Source organism: Mesorhizobium sp. B3-1-7, assembly GCF_006439385.1.
Lineage (GTDB): Bacteria > Pseudomonadota > Alphaproteobacteria > Rhizobiales > Rhizobiaceae > Mesorhizobium.
Map to the genome: position 1 here is coordinate 1 of NZ_VFTL01000016.1, position 17591 is coordinate 17591.

Genomic DNA, 17591 nt, shown 5'->3' on the forward strand with positions numbered 1-17591 from the left:
CGGCGGATCCTTTTGGCGAAGAATCCTCCAATCAAATCACTTCAAGCCGTCCTCACCCTTGCGTCGTGTACTGTGGAGCGGATTCAGGCGACGCGCTTTAAGCCTTTGTTTTCATGCATGTCGTTGTCGCAAAACCGCTGCACACTTTTACGCGACACGCATTAGGGGACGTCCAGTTTGAGTCCGCAAAGCGCCGGATAGCGGATATGGGTCAAGCCGCGCTCGCGAGCTTCGATTTTATAAGTACACACCCTAATCCGCTGCCTGCTGGGGCCAGGGCGACGCCTGCCCGGATGCGGTGAACCAGGCGATGACCGACGACAAAAGGCAAAGCAGCGCGGTGACTGCGGCGACCACAGCAAAAGCCCAATCGCTTGCCGCAATCCTCGCCGCATCGACATTGGCAGCGAGCCCGGACGCCGGCGGTTCGCCAAAGCCGGGAATTCCGGAGACGCCGCCGGTCATCCGCGCATAGACGATTGCAGCCAGCGATCCCATCGCCGCCACCGCGATCAGGCCGCCAACGCGAGAGACGGCATTGTTGATGCCGGACGCCGCACCCGTGTCCTTGTCCTCGACCGATGTCATGACTGCCGTCGACAGCGGCGACACGACCAGCGCCATGCCGAGCCCCATCAGCCCCATCAGCGGAAAGATGCCGGTCCAGAAATTGTGGATCCCGGCATAGGTGAGCAGCGCGAGGCCGCCAAAGCCGATGGCCACGACAAGGCTGCCGCCGGCGATCGGCAGGCGCGGCCCGATCCGGTCCGACCATTGCCCGACCGGTCCTGACAGCAACGCGATCAATACCGATAGCGGCAGGAAGATGAAACCGGCCTCGGCCGAACTCAGCCCCCAGCCGGCGATCAGCAGCATCGGCAGGTAGAACAGATTGGCCGACAGCGCGAAATAAAGGAAGAACGTCGCCAGGTTGGCGCCGGCGAAAGCCTTGATGCCAAACAGGCTGAGATCGATCATCGGCTCGCGCTGCCAGCGCTCATAAAGGACGAAGACGACAAGCAGGACCGCCCCGGCGACGATCGCCGGGACCGGTATCAGCCCGCCGCCCTCGGCGTTCATCGCCGTCAGCCCGTAGGCCAGCGCCCCGAAAGCGAGCGTCGCCAGCCCGGCGCCGCCGAGATCGAGGCTGCGCTTTTCGGTCGGCTGGTCGGCCGGGACCTTGGCCAAAAGCAGATAGATCGAAACCAGCCCGAGCGGCAGGTTGATGGCGAAGATCGCACGCCAGATGCCGTTGCCGAAGGTCGACAGCACGAAGCCGCCCAGGACCGGGCCAAGCGCCGTCGTCAGCGCCGAGGCCGCCGCCCAGATGCCGATCGCCCGGCCGCGCTCCTTTTTCGGATAGGATTTGGCGATGATGGCAAGGCTGCCCGGCACCATGATCGCCGCACCGATGCCCTGGATGGCGCGGAAGGCGATCAGCACGGTGGGATTGGGCGCCAGGGCGCAGGCAAGCGACGCGGCGACGAACAGCGCGATCCCGGTCACGAAGGCACGCCGCAGGCCAAACCGGTCGCCGGCAGCACCGCCCGCCAGAATCAGCGCCGAAAGCGTCAGCGCATAGGCGTTGGAGATCCACTGCGCCTGCGCCAGGCTGGCGCCGAGATCGACGCGTAACGCGGGCATTGCAATCGCCAGGACCGAACCGTCGATGAAGCCGAGCGCCGAAGCCAGGATCGCCGCGATCAGCACATACCGGCGTTTAGATTGCGGACAGAACGTGCCGTTCTGAGCGGATCCGGTCAGCGGGATAGCGGCAGCTTCGCCTGGAGATTTCATGACAGCCTGCTTAAACCTCCAATGCTTCCGCAACAACCGGCCAGCACCTTGCAGTGTTTGAACCCAGTTTCGAGCTGGCCGCATGGGCAGGGTGACATGTGCCCGGATGCAAACGGCACATGGCATGTTAACGTTCCGCAGAGAGCCGCCAGGCAAAGGGGACGCCCGCATGAAACGACCGCTTGAACCGTCGGCCGAATCGCGCGGACGCATCGTCGGCATCACCGACGGCGTCTTCGCCATCGCGCTTACGCTCATCGTGCTGGAGATCAGGGTGCCATCGCATGAGGCGGTCCATTCCGAAGGCGAATTGCTTTCGGCAATCCTGGCGCTGGCCCCGCGCTTCCTGACCTACGCGCTGAGCTTTTTGACGCTGACCATCTTCTGGTTCGGCCAGCAGGCGCAGCATGGGCTGATCGCAAAGTCGGACCGGCGGCTGGCGACGCTGAACCTCTGCTTTCTAGCCTTCATCGCGCTATTGCCGTTCTCCACCGACCTTCTGGCCGATTTCCTCGAATTCAGGCTTGCGGTACTTGTCTACTGGCTGAACCTGCTGATGCTCGGCCTCACCTTGCTTGCCAGCTGGCGTTACGCCGAGAAAAACGGCTTCCTGGCCGAAGGCGTCGATGCGCAAACGACGCGTACTGTCTACCTGCGCATCGTCAAGGCGCAGATCCTATGGGCGATCGGCGCGGCGCTCTGTCTCATCAGCCCGCTGCTCAGCATCGGCTTCATCCTGGTTGTGCAACTCGTCTACGCCACCGCGCCACGCAGCTCACTGCTGCGCCACATAGTCGGCTGACGAGCCGCCGACGAACTCAACCGTGACGCCCGGCGACACCAGTTTGGCAAGCTCTCGCGCATCCCAATTGGTCAGGCGCACGCAGCCATGGCTCTCGGTCTTGCCGATCTTGGAGGGATCGGGCGTGCCGTGGATGCCGTAGGTCGGCTTATCGAGCGCGATCCACACCGAGCCGACCGGACCGTTCGGCCCCGGCGGGATCGTGAGAATCTTGTCGTTCTGGCCCTGCTTGAAATTGATGTTCGGGTTGTAGGTGTAGTTCGGATCGAGCGCGACGCGCGAGACGGCGTGAATGCCGGTCGGCGAAGGCGTGTCGGCCGAGCCGATGGTCGCCGGATAGGCCGCGACCAGCTTGCCGCCCGCATCATAGGCGTAGACTTCCTTCTTGGTCTTGTCGGCGACAATGCGCGCCACTGGCGTCGACACCAGCTTGCCGAAATTGGCGACCTTGATCATCGTGCCGGGGCGATTGAAGTCGACCCCTTTGTTGATCGACTTCAGATAGGTCTCGTCCATGTGGAAGCGCTCGGCCAGCGCCTCGGTGACCGAGGTGTAGCACATGCAGTCGAGCCTGGCCTTCTGGCTGTAGTCCTCGGGGATCGAGGCGAGATAGTGGCCGGCCGCATCCTCCGGCGTGATCGTGTAGGAGGCAAAGGCGTCGCCGCCGGACTGGGCAAGCGCCGCCTGGATGCCGACTTGATCGGTCGATTTCAAACTGGTGCCGTTGATCTCGTTGTAGGCGGCCAGCGCCTTGTCGACATTCGAGCCGAAGCGCCCGTCGATCACGCCCGGCGAGGCGCCGCCGCGGTCGAGCAGCACCTGCAGCGCGGCGACGTCCTGGCGCACCCCGAGCGACAGCGATGGATCGACGGTGGCCTTGCCGCCGGTGTCCGGCGATGGCTGGGCGTCGGGATTGGTCTGCAGCACTTCGCCCTGGCCCGGCTGCTCCGGGTCGATCGACGCCTCGTTCAGCGGCTGGCGCTTGATGGTGTTGGACTTCGGCGCCTCCGGATAGGTGGTCGCATAGCCTTCATCGTTGTTGGGCGCCGGCGGATAGGCATCGACGGAATTGTCGTCGTTGGGGTCGTACTCATCGACCGGTGGCGGGATGACGCGGCCGTTCTCCTCCAACTGCCGGCGGCGGAAGCGGGCCATGTCCTCGGGATTGTCGAGATAGTAGCGGTCGTCGTCCTCGGCCGGCGCGCGGCCGAGTTCCTGCATGCGCATCTGCCGGCGAAGCGCGCGGCGATCGAGCCTGCTGCCTGGCGGCTGGATGGCGATGACCTTGCCGGTATCTGCATCGACCAGGACACGGTTGCCCCTGGCGTCGTAGTAGATGTCGATATTGCCTTCCTGAGCCAGCATCAGCGCGCCGCGCTCGGTCGGGCGCGCGCTCTGCGCGCCATCCACGCTCGGCGTGGCGAACGCACTGGAAGACACCAGCCCGGCCGCGAGTGCCGAAAGGGAAAAGATCAAGCGCAGCATGCGGGTCAAGCTCTCCGGTCGACTGGGCTTCTGGCGGGCGAACCTTTCGCCAGCAAACCAGTTACCCAAGTTAAGGTTCCAACATGAACCGGGCATGAAGATGGCGGTTTTCCGGTGCCTTGAGGAATATCAGCTAATGCGTGTCGCGCAAAAGTGTGCAGCGGTTGTGCGATAGCGACATGCATGAAAACAAAGTCTTAAAGCGCGTCGTCCGAATCCGCTTCAGCGCGACGCGCTTTAGCCTTTGGCAAGCCCCAATTCGTTACGTGCCTGTCTGGTCAGCTTGAGGACGACCAGGCGATGGCTCTCGCGCAGATAGTCCTCGAGCGCCGCATCATCCATGCTTTGGCTTGTCTGACGCTGGATCCATTTCATGCCGCGCGAGGCAAGATAAGGTGCCGGCCGGCAGCCCGGCTGATCCTTCAGCACGTCATAGGCCATCTCGGAGCATTTGAAGGTGACGAAAAGCTGGCCGCCCTCGTTCCAGCCGCCAATGGCAAACACCTTGCCGCCGACCTTCCAGACATGGGCCCCGCCCCACTGGACCACATGCGTCGCAGCGGGCAGCGAGGCGCAGAAGCCGTTATAGTCGTCGAGCTTCATCGAGTTCTTCCCAGCCATTCGAATCGGCAGCCGATTATGCGCAGTCACGGGGAATAACAAAGCGCGCCGCACCAGTCCGATGCGACGCGCCCTTTCGTTTCAACTTGCCCGGGGTCAGGCGGCGGCTTCCGTCGCCACCACCGTCGGCTTCGAGCGGAAGTTCAACCGGTCGGAACCCGCGGTGACCTTGACGGTCGAACCGTCGAGGATCTCGCCGAGCAGGATCTTCTCCGCCAGCGGGTCCTGCAGCTCCTTCTGCATCACCCGCTTCAGCGGCCTGGCGCCATATGCCGGATCGTAGCCCTTCGAGGCCAGCCACTCGATCGCGTCGTGATCGAGCGACAGCACGATCTTGCGGTCGACGAGCAGGTTCTCCAGCCGCTTGAGCTGGATCTCGACGATGCGGTCCATGTCCTGCCGGCGCAGGCGGTGGAACAGGATCACCTCGTCGACGCGGTTGAGGAACTCCGGCCGAAACGAGGCCTTCACCACGGCCATCACCTCGTCGCGCACCGCATCGACATCCTGGTCGTCGCTGAGGTTGACCAGATATTCGGCGCCGAGGTTGGACGTCATGATGATCAGCGTGTTGCGGAAGTCGACCGTGCGGCCCTGGCCATCGGTCAGCCTTCCGTCGTCGAGCACCTGCAGCAGCACGTTGAACACATCCGGATGCGCCTTCTCGATCTCGTCGAAAAGCACGACCTGATACGGCCGGCGCCGCACCGCTTCGGTCAGCGCGCCGCCTTCCTCATAGCCGACATAGCCGGGAGGCGCGCCGATCAGCCGGGCGACAGAGTGCTTTTCCATGAACTCCGACATGTCGATGCGCACCAGCGCCGTCTCGTCGTCGAACAGGAAGCTGGCCAGCGCCTTGGTGAGCTCGGTCTTGCCGACACCGGTCGGTCCGAGGAACATGAACGAGCCGATCGGCCGGTTCGGATCCTGCAGCCCGGCGCGGGCGCGGCGCACGGCCTTGGACACCGCCTGCACGGCTTCGCCCTGGCCCACGACGCGCTTGCCGATCTCGTCTTCCATGCGCAACAGCTTCTCGCGCTGCCCTTCCAGCATCTTGTCGACCGGAATGCCGGTCCAGCGCGACACGACATGCGCGACATGGTCGGGTGTGACCACCTCTTCCACCATGCCGGTCTTGCCGTCCTGCGACTCGGCTTCCTTGAGCTTCTTCTCGAGCTCTGGGATCTTGCCATAGGCAAGCTCGCCGGCGCGCTGGAACTCGCCCTTGCGCTGCGCGATCGCCAGTTCGTTGCGCGTCTCGTCGAGCTGCTTCTTCAGGTCGGCGGCAAGGCCAAGCTTCTGCTTTTCGGCCTGCCACTTCGTGGTCAGTTCGCTCGATTCCTCCTCGAGGTCGGCGAGTTCCTTCTCCAGCCGGGCAAGCCGGTCCTTCGAAGCCTCGTCCTTCTCGACCTTCAGCGCCTCGCGCTCGATCTTGAGCTGCATGATGCGGCGGTCGATCTCGTCCAGCGCCTCGGGCTTGGAATCGACCTGCATGCGCAGCCTGGACGCCGCCTCGTCGACCAGATCGATTGCCTTGTCCGGCAGGAAGCGGTCGGCGATGTAGCGATTGGAAAGCGTCGCCGCCGACACAAGCGCGGAATCGGAGATGCGCACCTTGTGGTGCTGCTCGTACTTCTCCTTCAGGCCGCGCAGGATCGAAACCGTGTCTTCCACCGTCGGCTCGTCGACGAAGACGGGCTGGAAACGGCGGGCAAGCGCGGCATCCTTTTCGACATGCTTGCGGTATTCGTCGAGCGTGGTTGCGCCGACGCAGTGCAGTTCGCCGCGCGCCAGCGCGGGCTTCAACAGGTTCGATGCGTCCATCGCGCCGTCCGCCTTGCCGGCGCCGACCAGCGTGTGCATCTCGTCGATGAACAGGATGATGTTGCCGTTGGCCGAGGTCACCTCGTTGAGCACGGCCTTCAGCCGCTCCTCGAACTCGCCGCGATATTTGGCGCCGGCAATCAGCGCGCCCATGTCGAGCGCCATCAACTGCTTGTCCTTGAGCGATTCCGGCACGTCGCCATTGACGATGCGCAACGCCAGGCCCTCGGCGATCGCGGTCTTGCCGACGCCCGGCTCGCCGATCAGCACGGGGTTGTTCTTGGTGCGCCGCGACAGCACCTGGATGGTGCGGCGGATCTCGTCGTCGCGGCCGATGACCGGATCGAGCTTGCCGGCGCGGGCGTCGGCGGTCAGGTCGCGCGCGTATTTCTTCAGCGCGTCATAGCTCTGCTCGGCGCTGGCCGAGTCGGCTGTGCGACCCTTGCGGATATCGTTGATGACTTGGTTAAGCGCCTGCGCGGTGACGCCCGCCTTGGACAGGATGTCGGCGGTCTTGGCCGACTTCTCCATGACCAGCGCTTGCAGCAGCCGCTCGACGGTGACGAAGCTGTCGCCGGCCTTCTTGGCGAGGTCCTCGGCGGTCGAAAACACCTTGGCAAGAGGTTGGGCCAGGTAGAGCTGGCCATTGCCGCCCTCGACCTTGGGCATGGCTTCGAGCGCGGCCTCGACGCCGAGCTTGACGTCGCGGACATTGCCGCCGGCGCGCTCGATCAGGGATGCGGCAAGGCCCTCGTCATCGTCGACGAGCACCTTCAACATATGTTCGGGCGTGAATTGCTGGTGGTTGCGCGAGAGCGCCATGGTCTGCGCGGACTGGATGAAGCCGCGCACGCGCTCCGAGTATTTCTCAAGATTCATTCTCTGTCTCCTTCCATCACCGGCCCGCTTTGCGGCACCGGATCAGATTGCGGTGACGGGCCCGCCCATAAGAGCCGAACCCTGTTTCCTGGCGAGATATGGTGCGCGGGCGGCAGGCTCTCAAGACGTCTGGCTAGCGCAATTCCAGGAAAAGTGTGATGCGGTTTTCCGTTCGGAATTGCGTAAAGCAAAAAAGAGAGCAGTTCGCCGTTTTCGTGAAACGGTGAAACGCTCTATCGGCACGCCATATTATTCCACCGCCCGCAAAAACAAAAACGGCGGAGAGTGCTCTCCGCCGTTTGCAATGCCCGAAATGGCCTCTGGATCAGTTGTTCGCGTCGGCGGCAACAGGCTCGCCTGCTTCGCTGGCAACCGGCGCCGGCTCGCCGGCGGCAGGCTCGCTCGCCGGCCTTGCCTCTTCGGCGGGTCTGGCGCTGGCCTCGTCGCCATTGTTTATGGCGCTATGCGCTTCAGCTGACTTTTCGGCGCTCGAACCTTCGGGGCTCGCACCTTCTGGCTGACCGCCCTGTTCGCCACTGCTCGCCTGATCGGCATAACTGCCGCGCGGGCGGCGCGGGCGCCGCGGCCGGCGACCGCCGCCATTGTCCATGGCGGCTTCGTTGAGCTCGGCCTGGGCGGCAAGGGCTGCTGGCGAAAAGCTGTCGAACTGCGGCGTCTGCTCGACCTGTGAACCAGCCTCGCCGGCTGCCTCAGGCTGCGCCTCATTGCGGCGGTTCTGGTCGAACTGCTGGCCGCCCTGCTCGCCGCGCTGGCCGTTTTCGCCGCGCTGGCCGTTCTGGCCAAAGCCGCCGTTGCGGCGGTCGCGATTGCGGTCGCGGCCATTGTTGTCGCGCTGCCCCCCATCCCGCTGGCCACTGTCGCGGCGATTGTTGTTGTCGCGGCCGCTTTCCTGGTTGTAGGCGAGTTCCGCCGGCGTGCCTTCGATCACCGGCTGCGGTCCGGAGCCGTTCGCCGCGGCCGGCGCCTCGGCGCCATTGCCGCCGTTATTGTCGAACTCTTCGCGATCCTCGTCGAGATCGTCATCGAAGTCGTCGCGGTTCTGCTGGACATTCTGGATCGGCATCTGCGCCTGCGCGGCGGCAATGATGCGATTGTAGTGCTCGGCGTGCTGGAGATAGTTCTCCGCCATCACCCTGTCGCCGGAGCTTTGCGCGTCACGGGCGAGCGTGGCGTATTTCTCGGCGATCTGCTGAGCCGATCCGCGGATCTTCACGTCCGGGCCGTTGCTCTCGTAAGTGCGGGTCAGGGGATTCGGCCCCTTGCGGTTGTTGTTGTTGTTGCCACCGCCGCCATTGTTGTTGCGACCGCGCATGCGCCTGTTCTGCTGTTGTGGCCTCATTAGACTCTCTTCATAGTGAATTTTCGAAAAACTCTTCACGAACGGAGGCGCTCATGCGGCCAGCCGTTTCGTTTCTTCACCGGCGTTCGCCCGCATCAATTGCGTTGGCGCCACGTGCCATCCTGTTCCGGTTACATCACTTGCCAGATGATTCCCGCACGAAGCTTGGGCGTCGTTTGCGCAAGAAGGCAGCTATTTCCAAGGAAAACCGAATCGCTGGGAGCACTGCCTGCTTCGTCTCATCCGGTTGAGCCGGACCCTAACTGCATTCCCCGGTGTTGCCAAGCGGTTTTTTCGCACTGCATCAGGGCTTTCAACGCTCGAACACCAGAACTCTGTCATTGCCGCCGAGGTCGCGATGTGTCCCGGTTAACACATAGCCGGCTGCCGCGAATATTCCGCTGACGTCGTTTTTCTGCGTGTAGCCGATCTCGACCGCTACCTTGCCTTGCGCTTCCAGAAATGCAGCCGCTTCGGCGGCGATGACCCTGTAAGGGTCCAAACCATCCGTACCGCCATCAAGGGCCGGGTGCGGGTCGAAATCGCGGACCTCGTCCTGCAGATTTCCAATGTCTCCACTGGGTATATAGGGAGGGTTCGAGGCAATTACATGGTAACGGCCCAAAACTTTTTCGAACCAGTTGGAATGCAAGGCTTTGAAGCGCTCGCCGAACCCCAGGTCCCGGGCGTTTCCGGCCGCGGTCGCCAATGCATCGGGCGAAATATCGACGCCAGTCGCAGTCGCGGCCGGAACGGCGCCGAGCAGGGCCAGCGCGATGGCGCCGGTGCCCGTGCCGAGATCGAGAATACGGCATTCCCCGAGCCTTTCGGCCGTTGCCCGGACGAAGGGCAGAACGGCGTCGACCAGCGTCTCGGTGTCCGGCCGGGGCTCCAGCGTCTCCGGCGAAAGCGACAGGCGCAAACCGTAGAATTCCCGGTAGCCGAGGATACGGTGTACCGGCTCGCCTGCGATGCGACGCCTCAGGGCCGCTTCGATGGCCGAAAGCGCCGCGGAACCCACCTTTTGCTCCGGTTCGGCAATGGCCTGGGTGCGGGTCGTGCCGGAGAAATGCTCGACGATCAGCCGGGAATCGAGCGCCGGCTCGGCAATGCCGGCGGCGGCCAGGCGCCCGCGCGCCACCCTGAGCAGCGGCCCGAGCGCCGCGGGCAGTTGGTCAGCCATCGAGGCTCATATCGGCAAGCAGCTTCGACTGATGGTCGGCGATCAGCGCGTCGACCACCTCGTCGAGCTCGCCCATCATCACCCGGTCGAGCTTGTAGAGCGTGAGGTTGATGCGGTGGTCGGTGACGCGCCCTTGCGGGAAATTATAGGTGCGGATGCGCTCCGACCGGTCGCCCGAGCCGACCTGCGACTTTCGCGACGACGAGCGTTCCTCGTCGGCCCGGCTGCGCTCCAGGTCGTAGAGCCGCGCGCGCAGGATCTGCATGGCGCGTGCCCGGTTCTGGTGTTGCGACTTTTCCGCCTGCACCACCATGATGCCGGTCGGCAAATGAGTGATGCGAACCGCCGAATCGGTGGTGTTGACGTGCTGGCCGCCCGAACCCGAGGCCCGCATCGTGTCGATGCGGATATCCTCGGCCCGGATCTCGATATCGACCTCCTCGGCCTCCGGCAGCACCGCCACCGTAGCCGCCGAGGTGTGGATGCGTCCGCCGGCCTCGGTTTCCGGGACACGCTGGACGCGGTGCACGCCGGATTCGAACTTCAGATGCGCGAACACGCCCTTGCCCGACACCGAGGCGATGATTTCCTTATAGCCGCCGACCTCGCCGTCGCTCGCCGACACCGTCTCGAAGCGCCAGCCGCGCGAGGCGGCATAACGCTCATACATGCGGAACAGATCGCCGGCGAACAAGGCCGCCTCGTCGCCGCCGGTGCCGGCGCGGATTTCGAGGATGGCGTTCCTCTCGTCGGCCGCATCCTTGGGCAGAAGCAGGATCTGGATGTCCTTCTGCAGCGCTTCGATGCGGCTCTCGACTTCCGGCAGGTCCGCCTCGGCCAGCGCGCGCATGTCGGCATCGGTCGCCTTGTCGGCAAGCATCGACTCGAGGTCCGTCTGCTCCTGCTCGGCGGCGCGCAATGCCCGGATCTTGCCCACCATCTCCTGGATGTCGGCATATTCGGAGGCCATCTTGACGTATTGATCGGCGGCGGGCCCGGCCGACATCTGCGCCTCGAGCATGTCGAAACGCTTGACGACTTGATCCATACGGTCGCGGGGCAGGTTGATCATGGTCTTGGAACTTCAATGAAATTCACGTCAGGGCGAGTCGAAAATAGCGAGTTTCGAGAACCGGAGCGGAATGTACATTTAGGTACATGAGCACCGGCCTGCGCCGGCCATAGCCTTAATTCAACTGCCACGCCACTCATGAATGCTTCGGCCGGCGAAGGCCCGGAAGCGCAGAAAATCGCCATTTGCAGACCGCCCTCGCGTGAATCTAGAGCGGAATCGAACGATCGTCGGCAAAGGCCTGCAGCAGCGCCCGCATCGGCGTCCCTTGGGCGGGCGCCATCAGATTGTCCCTGAAGAAGGCCTGCAGTTCCTGCAGCGGAAGTTCGGTCAGCATCGCTTTGACCGGGCCGATCGAGGCCGGCGACATCGAGATCGAGCGGAAGCCGAGGCCGATCAGCGCCATCGCCGAGATCGGCTTGCCGGCCAGCTCGCCGCAAAGCGTCACCGGCGTGTGATTGCGGGCGCCGGCATCGGCGATCGTCTTCAGCACCCGCAGGAACGGCGCCGAAAGCGTGTCGAAGCGGTCGGCAAGCTGCGTATTGCCGCGGTCGACCGCCATGACGAACTGGAAGAGGTCGTTGGAGCCGACCGAGACGAAATCCACCGCCTTCATCAATTCGTCGAGCTGGAACAGGAGCGAGGGCACTTCCAGCATCGCGCCGAGCTTGAGGCTGGTGGGCAGGTGGTGCGCGAAGCGCGACAAATGCCGGACCTCGCGGTCGATGATCTCGCGCGCCTGCACGACTTCCGACAGCTCGGTGACCATGGGCAGCATCAGCTTCAGCTCGCGGCCACCGCTGGCTTTGAGCAGCGCCCGGATCTGCGTCCTGAGCAGGCCGGGACGATCGAGCGTCAGCCGGATCGCCCGCCAGCCCAGCGCCGGGTTCTCTTCCTGGATCGCGCCCTTGAAGTAAGGCAGCACCTTGTCGCCGCCGATGTCGATGGTGCGGAAAGTGACCGGTTTGCCGCGCGCGGCGTCGAGCACATCACGATAGAGCCGCTCCTGCGCCTCGGCGCGCGGGAAGGTCGAGGCAACCATGAACTGCAGCTCGGTGCGGAACAGGCCGATGCCGGCGGCGCCCGACTCGGTGAGCTGCGGCAGGTCGACGGCAAGGCCCGCATTCATCAGGAGATCCACCGGAATCCCGTCCCTGGTCAGCGACGGCTTCTTGCGCAGCTCGCGGTAGACTTCCTGCCGTCGGGCCCGGAACCGGACCTTTTCGGCATAGGCGGCTTCCAGGTCGGATTGCGGCCTGAGATGGATGGTGCCTTCCTCGCCGTCGACGATGATGGCGTCGCCGTTTTCCGCCATGGAAACGGCGCCCTTCACCTGTCCGGCGACCGGAATGCCCATGGCGCGCGCGACGATCACGACATGGCTGGTGGCGGCGCCGTCCTCGAGCACCAGGCCGCGCAGCTTGTCGCGCGGATAGTCGAGCAGCTCGGCCGCGCCCATCGAGCGGGCGACGATGATGGCGTCCTTGGGCAGCGCGGCCGCGACATCCTCCGGCCCGCGCCCCATCAGCTGGCGCAACAGCCGGTTGGCGAGATCGTCGAAATCGCTCATCCGCTCGCGCAGATAGGGATCGGTCATGTGCAGCATGCGCGCGCGCATGTCGCTTTGCACCTTTTCGACCGCGGCTTCCGCCGTCAGGCCGTTGCGGATCGCCTCTTCCAGTCGACGCACCCAACCACTGTCATTGGCGAACATGCGGTAGGCTTCGAGCACCTCGCGGTGCTCGCCCTCGAAGGCGACCTCGCGCCGCTCCAGCATGTCGTCGATGGAGAGGCGCAGCGAGCCGAGCGAGGACTGCAGCCGGCGCACCTCCTCCTCGCTGTCCTCGTTGAACAGGTTGGTGACGACGATGCGCGGCTCGTGCAGCACGACATGGCCGAGACCGACGCCATCGTTGAAGGAGACGCCGGTGAAGCTCGCCGGGCGGCGCAGGTCGAGCTCCAGCCCCGGCTTGGTGAGGCGGGCAAGATCGCCGGTGGCGATCATCTCGGCGATCACCATCGCCGTCGTTTCAAGCGCTTCGACCTCGTCGTCGCGATAGTGGCGCATGGTCTTGTTCTGCACCACCAGCACGCCCAGCGTGCGCCCTGCCCTCAGCACCGGCACGCCGAGGAAGGAATTGTAGATCTCTTCGCCCGTCTCCGGCAGGTAGGCGAAGGCCGGATGTTCCTGCGCGTTGGAGAGATTGAGCGGCCGCGCGCTGGCGGCGATCGTGCCGACCAGGCCCTGTCCGAGCCTGAGCTGCGCCAGGTGGACGGCGTTCGGGTTCAGACCTTCGGTGGCGTAGAGTTCGAGCACCGAGTCGGCGCGCAGCACATAGAGCGAGCAGACTTCGGCGACCATGTTGGAAGCGATGTCGCGCACGATGCGGTCGAGCCGCTCCTGCGGCTCCAGCGGCTCTTGCATGAGCTCGCGAAGCCGTTTGAGCAGAACGCGCGGGCCACTGGCCGTATCACGCATCGCGGCTTGTTCTCCAATGGCCATCTCGCCCGCCGCAGTTTCTCCCGCGGCCGGCGTTCACGCAACAACTGACTCAGTTCTTGCTATTGCTTATCCAGACCGTAGACGGAATGCAAAGTGCGAACCGCCAGTTCCGTATAGGGACCGTCGATCAGTATCGAAATTTTGATCTCGGACGTGGTGATGGCGCGGATGTTGATCGCCTTGTCGGCCAGCGCCTTGAAGGCGGTGGCGGCGACGCCGGCGTGGCTCCTCATACCGATGCCGATGACCGAGACCTTCGACATGCCGGCTTCCGACTGGACGACGTCGTAGCCGACTTCCGGCTTCAGCTTCTCCAGCACCGCAAGCGCCTTGTCGACGTCGCCGGACGGCACGGTGAAGGTCATGTCGGTGAATTTGCCGTCCTCGGAAATGTTCTGGACGATCATGTCGACATTGATGTTGGCCTCGGCCAGCGGGCCGAAGATGCCGGCGGCGACGCCTGGACGGTCGCCGACGCGGCGCAACGAAATCTGCGCTTCGTCCTTGGCGTAGGCAATTCCGGTGACGACCTGCTGTTCCACGATCTCTTCCTCGTCGCAAATGAGCGTTCCGGGCGGATTGAGCAAATCCCCCATTCCGGGCGCATCGGGATCGTCGAAGGACGACCGCACGAAGGTACGCACCCTGTGTACCATGGCAAGCTCGACCGAGCGCACCTGCAGCACCTTGGCGCCGAGCGAAGCCATTTCGAGCATTTCCTCGAACGAAATCTTGGCGAGACGCCGGGCTTTCGGCTCGATGCGAGGGTCGGTCGTGTAGACGCCGTCGACGTCGGTATAGATGTCGCATCGGTCGGCCTTGACCGCCGCGGCGATCGCCACGGCGCTGGTGTCGGAGCCGCCGCGGCCGAGCGTCGCGATACGGTTGTCCGGCCCGATGCCCTGGAACCCGGCGATGACCGCCACCTGGCCCTCGCCGAAGCGCTTGATCAGGAAGGCGCCGTCGATGTCGAGGATGCGCGCCGCGCCATGGGCATTGTCGGTCTTGATCGGGATCTGCCAGCCCTGCCAGGACCGTGCATGAATGCCCATGTTCTGCAGCGTGATCGCCAACAGGCCGGCCGTGACCTGCTCGCCCGAAGCGACAACGGCGTCATATTCGCGCGCGTCGTGCATGGGCGAGGCTTCGCGGGTCCAGCCGACCAGCTCGTTGGTCTTGCCGGCCATGGCCGAGACCACCACGGCGACGTCGTGACCGGCATCGACCTCGCGTTTGACATGGCGCGCCACATTGCGGATGCGGGCGATGTCGGCGACCGAGGTTCCGCCGAATTTCATCACGATACGCGCCATGGAAGCGAAATGCCTTTGACTCAAGCCGGCTCAAGGCCGGAACGGGAGGAAACGCCAGGGTGACCAAGCGCGGAAATGCGCGGCCTCCTTAGCCAAAACAGCAAGGCTTCGCAAGCGAGCGCACTTATAGCCGGCCCGGCACCACTCATCCTGACGGATTCCTGTCGCCGGTCATGCCACAAGACTGCCGAAACGGCCCGTTGGAGATTCTCATGTCCGAGACCCTGGAAATCGTCACCTTCCGCCTGAAGCCCGGCACCGAAGCCGGCTTTGTCTCCAACAATGGGATCATGACGGATTGGCTTGCCCGGCAGCCGGGCTTCCTAAGCCGGCAGCTCGGCAGGTGCGAGGATGGAAGCTGGGTGGACGTCGTGCGCTGGCAGAGCCTGGAACAGGCCCGGGCGGCGGCGGACCGCATCATGGCCGAGATCGGCGGCAGCGAGGCGGTTCAGGCGATCGACCCGGCCAGCGTCGACATGAGGCACGCGGCGGTCGCGCTGTCGAAAATCTAATGCATGTCGCGCAAAAGTGTGCAGCGGTTTTGCGATAACGACATGCATGAAAACAAAGCCTTAAAGCGCGTCGCCTGAATCCGCTTCAGCGCGACGCGCTTTAGCCGGCCGAGGATGCGCAACGCAGCGCGATGGCCTTCCAAAGGCCTGGATAGTCGACAATGAAGCCGGACGGCGAGACGTCCAGCACCTGGTCGTAGCCGAATTTCGGCGCGGCATAGGCGTAGCGGCTGTCGTCGAGGCGACGGTAGGTCTGGTCCAGACGTTCAAGCCTTAGCTCCGGAAAGGCCAGATAGACCGCCGGGGCAGGCGCCGCAGCGCCGACGGCAAGGTCGAAGCGGCGGATCGCCAGCAGGTTCGTTGCCGGCGTGAAGCCGAGGTCGACATCGACAAGCCCGGCAACCTCCGCCTGCTCCGCGCCATTCAGCGTCCATCGGCCGTCGGCCAGCCGTTCGACCTCGTAGCGCAAGGTTTGCGTGCCGAGAAAGCCGTCGACGCTTGCGGAACGCGTGCGCCAGCCGGCATCGCAATCCGCCGCATAGGCAAGGCTGCAGGGCTGGCCGTCATGGAGGAAAAGGGCATGCCCCTTGAGCCGCCAACCGCTCTGGGTCGCACAAAGCAGGCAGGCATCGTGGCCTTCAAGATCGAGACGGCGCCAGAGGATAGAGGACGGCATGATCGCGCTCCTTTTCGAACAGTCTATGCCGTCCCATTCGCGCGAAGTCACAATCCCGTTTCACCATCGGTCCGACCAAGCTGCCACGTGCTGACAGCACGAGAGCTTGGCGGCAGCTGAAAAAACCTGCCTTGACATTCCCTCCCCCGCGCCCGACTTCCTAACGTCAGCGCCGCGCGTCCTTTGGGACGCAGGACACTGTAGCACTTTGACTTGTGCATGATCCTTTCCGAAAATCGATATCGATTTTCGGGGTCATGCGCTGGAGACCCGCCTATGCCAGAGCCCCGCCGATCGACCATCGATGCCGGAGAAGTCGAGCGCTTCTCCGCCCTTGCCGCCGAATGGTGGAACCCGAACGGCAAGTTCCGTCCGCTGCACAAGTTCAACCCGGTGCGGCTTGCCTATATCCGCGACCAGGTAGCGGCGCGTTTCGGCCGCGATCCGCGCGCGGCGCGGCCTTTCGATGGCCTGCGCTTCCTCGATATCGGCTGCGGTGGCGGTTTGCTGTGCGAGCCGATGGCCCGGCTTGGCGCCGAAGTGGTCGGCGCCGATGCTTCCGCGACCAACATCGAAGTGGCGAAGCTGCATGCGGCGGAGGCCGGCGTCAGCGTCGACTATCGCGCGACCACGGCCGAGGCGCTCGCCGATGCCGGCGAGGCCTTCGACGTCATCCTGAACATGGAGGTGGTCGAGCATGTCGCCGATGTCGACCTGTTCGTCGCCAAATGCGGCCAGATGGTCCGCCCCGGCGGCATCATGTTCGTCGCCACCATCAACCGCACGCTGAAAGCGCTTGGCCTTGCCATCATCGGCGCCGAATATGTGTTGCGCTGGCTGCCGCGCGGCACGCATCAGTTCGGCAAGCTGGTGCGGCCGGAGGAGTTGGCAAAGGCGCTGGGCGCGGCCGGTCTCACGGTGATCGACCGCACCGGCGTCATCTATCACCCGCTGGCCGACCGCTGGCAGCGCTCGAAGGACATGGACGTCAACTACATGGTGCTGGCCGAGAAAGCCTCGGTCTGATCAATGGGTCCTCAGGCTTCCAACGGCCGATAGCCACCGCGCCAATAGACCAGGGCCTGTCCGGCATCCTGCGTCCTCACCGCCTCGACCGAACCGATGACGATCGAATGCGTGCCGCGATCGATCATCTCGTCGAGGCTGCAGTCGAAAGCGGCCACCGCGTCGCAGAGCAGCGACGCGCCCGTCCTCAGCGTCGTCCATTCGGCGCCCTCGTAACGATCCTTGCCCTTGATGCCGCCGAAGCCGGAGAAGCGCTCGGCAACCTGCTGGTGCTGGGGCCCGAGCGAGTTGACGCCGAAATGCCGGTAGCGCTCGATGATCGGCCAGGTCGATGAGGAGCGGTTGACGCAGGCGATCACCTTCGGCGGCTCGGCCGACAGCGACACCACGGAAATGACCACGAGGCCGGTACGGTCGTCGCCGACGCCGGCGGTGATGACGCTGACATTGCCGACGATGAGTCGCATGGCGGCGCGGAAATCAGCGACGCTGACCGGACCTTCTGGCGTGGACTGACCTTCTGCCGTGGACATTGCCA

14 protein-coding genes are annotated in these 17591 nt (G+C 64.4%); 3 read left to right on the top strand and 11 right to left on the bottom strand.

Translation table 11 applies throughout. The features are described 5' to 3' along the window. Positions 1–252: 252 nt before the first annotated feature. Positions 253–1797 carry an MFS transporter gene (locus FJ417_RS14795; RefSeq protein WP_140783964.1) on the bottom strand — a complete coding sequence of 515 codons (1545 nt, stop codon included), beginning with the start codon at positions 1795–1797 and terminating at the stop codon, positions 253–255. 169 nt (positions 1798–1966) lie between these two features. Here FJ417_RS14795 and FJ417_RS14800 point away from each other — a divergent pair, with 169 nt between their 5' ends. Then, the gene (locus FJ417_RS14800) at positions 1967–2599 is read left to right on the top strand and encodes a TMEM175 family protein (RefSeq protein ID WP_140783965.1); all 633 of its coding nucleotides are present in this window, start codon (positions 1967–1969) and stop codon (positions 2597–2599) included. On the opposite strand, the gene FJ417_RS14805 is transcribed toward FJ417_RS14800, so the two are convergent. The 8 genes from FJ417_RS14805 to FJ417_RS14840 form a co-directional block, all read right to left on the bottom strand. Then, positions 2573–4084: a L,D-transpeptidase family protein gene (locus FJ417_RS14805; RefSeq protein WP_140783966.1), complete on the bottom strand. Its 1512-nt coding sequence runs from the start codon at positions 4082–4084 to the stop codon at positions 2573–2575. The genes FJ417_RS14800 and FJ417_RS14805 overlap by 27 nt on opposite strands. Positions 4085–4321: 237 nt before the next feature. Next, entirely contained in the window at positions 4322–4687 is a 366-nt protein-coding gene (locus tag FJ417_RS14810; RefSeq protein WP_140645273.1) for an MmcQ/YjbR family DNA-binding protein, read from the bottom strand. A gap of 114 nt (positions 4688–4801) precedes the next feature. Next, positions 4802–7408, bottom strand: coding sequence for an ATP-dependent chaperone ClpB (gene clpB / locus FJ417_RS14815; protein ID WP_140658889.1), 2607 nt, complete (start codon positions 7406–7408; stop codon positions 4802–4804). Between the two features lie 325 nt (positions 7409–7733). Then, entirely contained in the window at positions 7734–8741 is a 1008-nt protein-coding gene (locus tag FJ417_RS14820) for a DUF4167 domain-containing protein (protein WP_140783967.1), read from the bottom strand. 340 nt (positions 8742–9081) lie between these two features. Beyond that, on the bottom strand, positions 9082–9951 hold the full coding sequence (gene prmC / locus FJ417_RS14825; protein ID WP_140783968.1) for a peptide chain release factor N(5)-glutamine methyltransferase: 870 nt from the start codon (positions 9949–9951) through the stop codon (positions 9082–9084). Then, a complete protein-coding gene (gene prfA / locus FJ417_RS14830) occupies positions 9944–11023 on the bottom strand; it encodes a peptide chain release factor 1 (protein WP_140711002.1) in 1080 nt (359 codons plus the stop codon). The genes prmC and prfA overlap by 8 nt, the downstream gene beginning before the upstream one ends. A 208-nt stretch (positions 11024–11231) precedes the next feature. Next, positions 11232–13502: a phosphoenolpyruvate--protein phosphotransferase gene (gene ptsP, locus FJ417_RS14835; protein ID WP_140783969.1), complete on the bottom strand. Its 2271-nt coding sequence runs from the start codon at positions 13500–13502 to the stop codon at positions 11232–11234. Positions 13503–13585: 83 nt separating this feature from the next. After that, positions 13586–14839, bottom strand: a complete 1254-nt coding sequence (locus tag FJ417_RS14840; protein WP_140645252.1) for an aspartate kinase — start codon at positions 14837–14839, stop codon at positions 13586–13588. 212 nt (positions 14840–15051) lie between these two features. On the opposite strand from FJ417_RS14840, the gene FJ417_RS33110 reads away from it, so the two are divergent. Beyond that, entirely contained in the window at positions 15052–15351 is a 300-nt protein-coding gene (locus FJ417_RS33110; RefSeq protein WP_140900998.1) for a hypothetical protein, read from the top strand. Between the two features lie 100 nt (positions 15352–15451). On the opposite strand, the gene FJ417_RS14845 is transcribed toward FJ417_RS33110, so the two are convergent. Continuing rightward, on the bottom strand, positions 15452–16027 hold the full coding sequence (locus FJ417_RS14845) for a putative glycolipid-binding domain-containing protein (protein ID WP_140783970.1): 576 nt from the start codon (positions 16025–16027) through the stop codon (positions 15452–15454). A 276-nt stretch (positions 16028–16303) separates the two neighbouring features. Between FJ417_RS14845 and ubiG the strand changes: the two genes are divergently transcribed. Further along, the gene (ubiG, locus tag FJ417_RS14850; protein ID WP_140658883.1) at positions 16304–17053 is read left to right on the top strand and encodes a bifunctional 2-polyprenyl-6-hydroxyphenol methylase/3-demethylubiquinol 3-O-methyltransferase UbiG; all 750 of its coding nucleotides are present in this window, start codon (positions 16304–16306) and stop codon (positions 17051–17053) included. Positions 17054–17064: 11 nt separating this feature from the next. Here ubiG and FJ417_RS14855 read toward each other — a convergent pair whose 3' ends face one another. Further along, positions 17065–17586, bottom strand: coding sequence for a flavin reductase family protein (locus tag FJ417_RS14855; protein WP_140658882.1), 522 nt, complete (start codon positions 17584–17586; stop codon positions 17065–17067). Positions 17587–17591 lie beyond the last annotated feature (5 nt).

Coding starts and splice junctions, on each gene's coding strand:
- FJ417_RS14795 (WP_140783964.1), bottom strand. CDS start 1,797: ATGAAATCTCCAGGCGAAGCTGCCGCTATCCCGCTGACCGGATCCGCT.
- FJ417_RS14800 (WP_140783965.1), top strand. CDS start 1,967: ATGAAACGACCGCTTGAACCGTCGGCCGAATCGCGCGGACGCATCGTC.
- FJ417_RS14805 (WP_140783966.1), bottom strand. CDS start 4,084: ATGCTGCGCTTGATCTTTTCCCTTTCGGCACTCGCGGCCGGGCTGGTG.
- FJ417_RS14810 (WP_140645273.1), bottom strand. CDS start 4,687: ATGAAGCTCGACGACTATAACGGCTTCTGCGCCTCGCTGCCCGCTGCG.
- clpB (WP_140658889.1), bottom strand. CDS start 7,408: ATGAATCTTGAGAAATACTCGGAGCGCGTGCGCGGCTTCATCCAGTCC.
- FJ417_RS14820 (WP_140783967.1), bottom strand. CDS start 8,741: ATGCGCGGTCGCAACAACAATGGCGGCGGTGGCAACAACAACAACAAC.
- prmC (WP_140783968.1), bottom strand. CDS start 9,951: ATGGCTGACCAACTGCCCGCGGCGCTCGGGCCGCTGCTCAGGGTGGCG.
- prfA (WP_140711002.1), bottom strand. CDS start 11,023: ATGATCAACCTGCCCCGCGACCGTATGGATCAAGTCGTCAAGCGTTTC.
- ptsP (WP_140783969.1), bottom strand. CDS start 13,502: ATGCGTGATACGGCCAGTGGCCCGCGCGTTCTGCTCAAACGGCTTCGC.
- FJ417_RS14840 (WP_140645252.1), bottom strand. CDS start 14,839: ATGGCGCGTATCGTGATGAAATTCGGCGGAACCTCGGTCGCCGACATC.
- FJ417_RS33110 (WP_140900998.1), top strand. CDS start 15,052: ATGTCCGAGACCCTGGAAATCGTCACCTTCCGCCTGAAGCCCGGCACC.
- FJ417_RS14845 (WP_140783970.1), bottom strand. CDS start 16,027: ATGCCGTCCTCTATCCTCTGGCGCCGTCTCGATCTTGAAGGCCACGAT.
- ubiG (WP_140658883.1), top strand. CDS start 16,304: ATGCCAGAGCCCCGCCGATCGACCATCGATGCCGGAGAAGTCGAGCGC.
- FJ417_RS14855 (WP_140658882.1), bottom strand. CDS start 17,586: ATGTCCACGGCAGAAGGTCAGTCCACGCCAGAAGGTCCGGTCAGCGTC.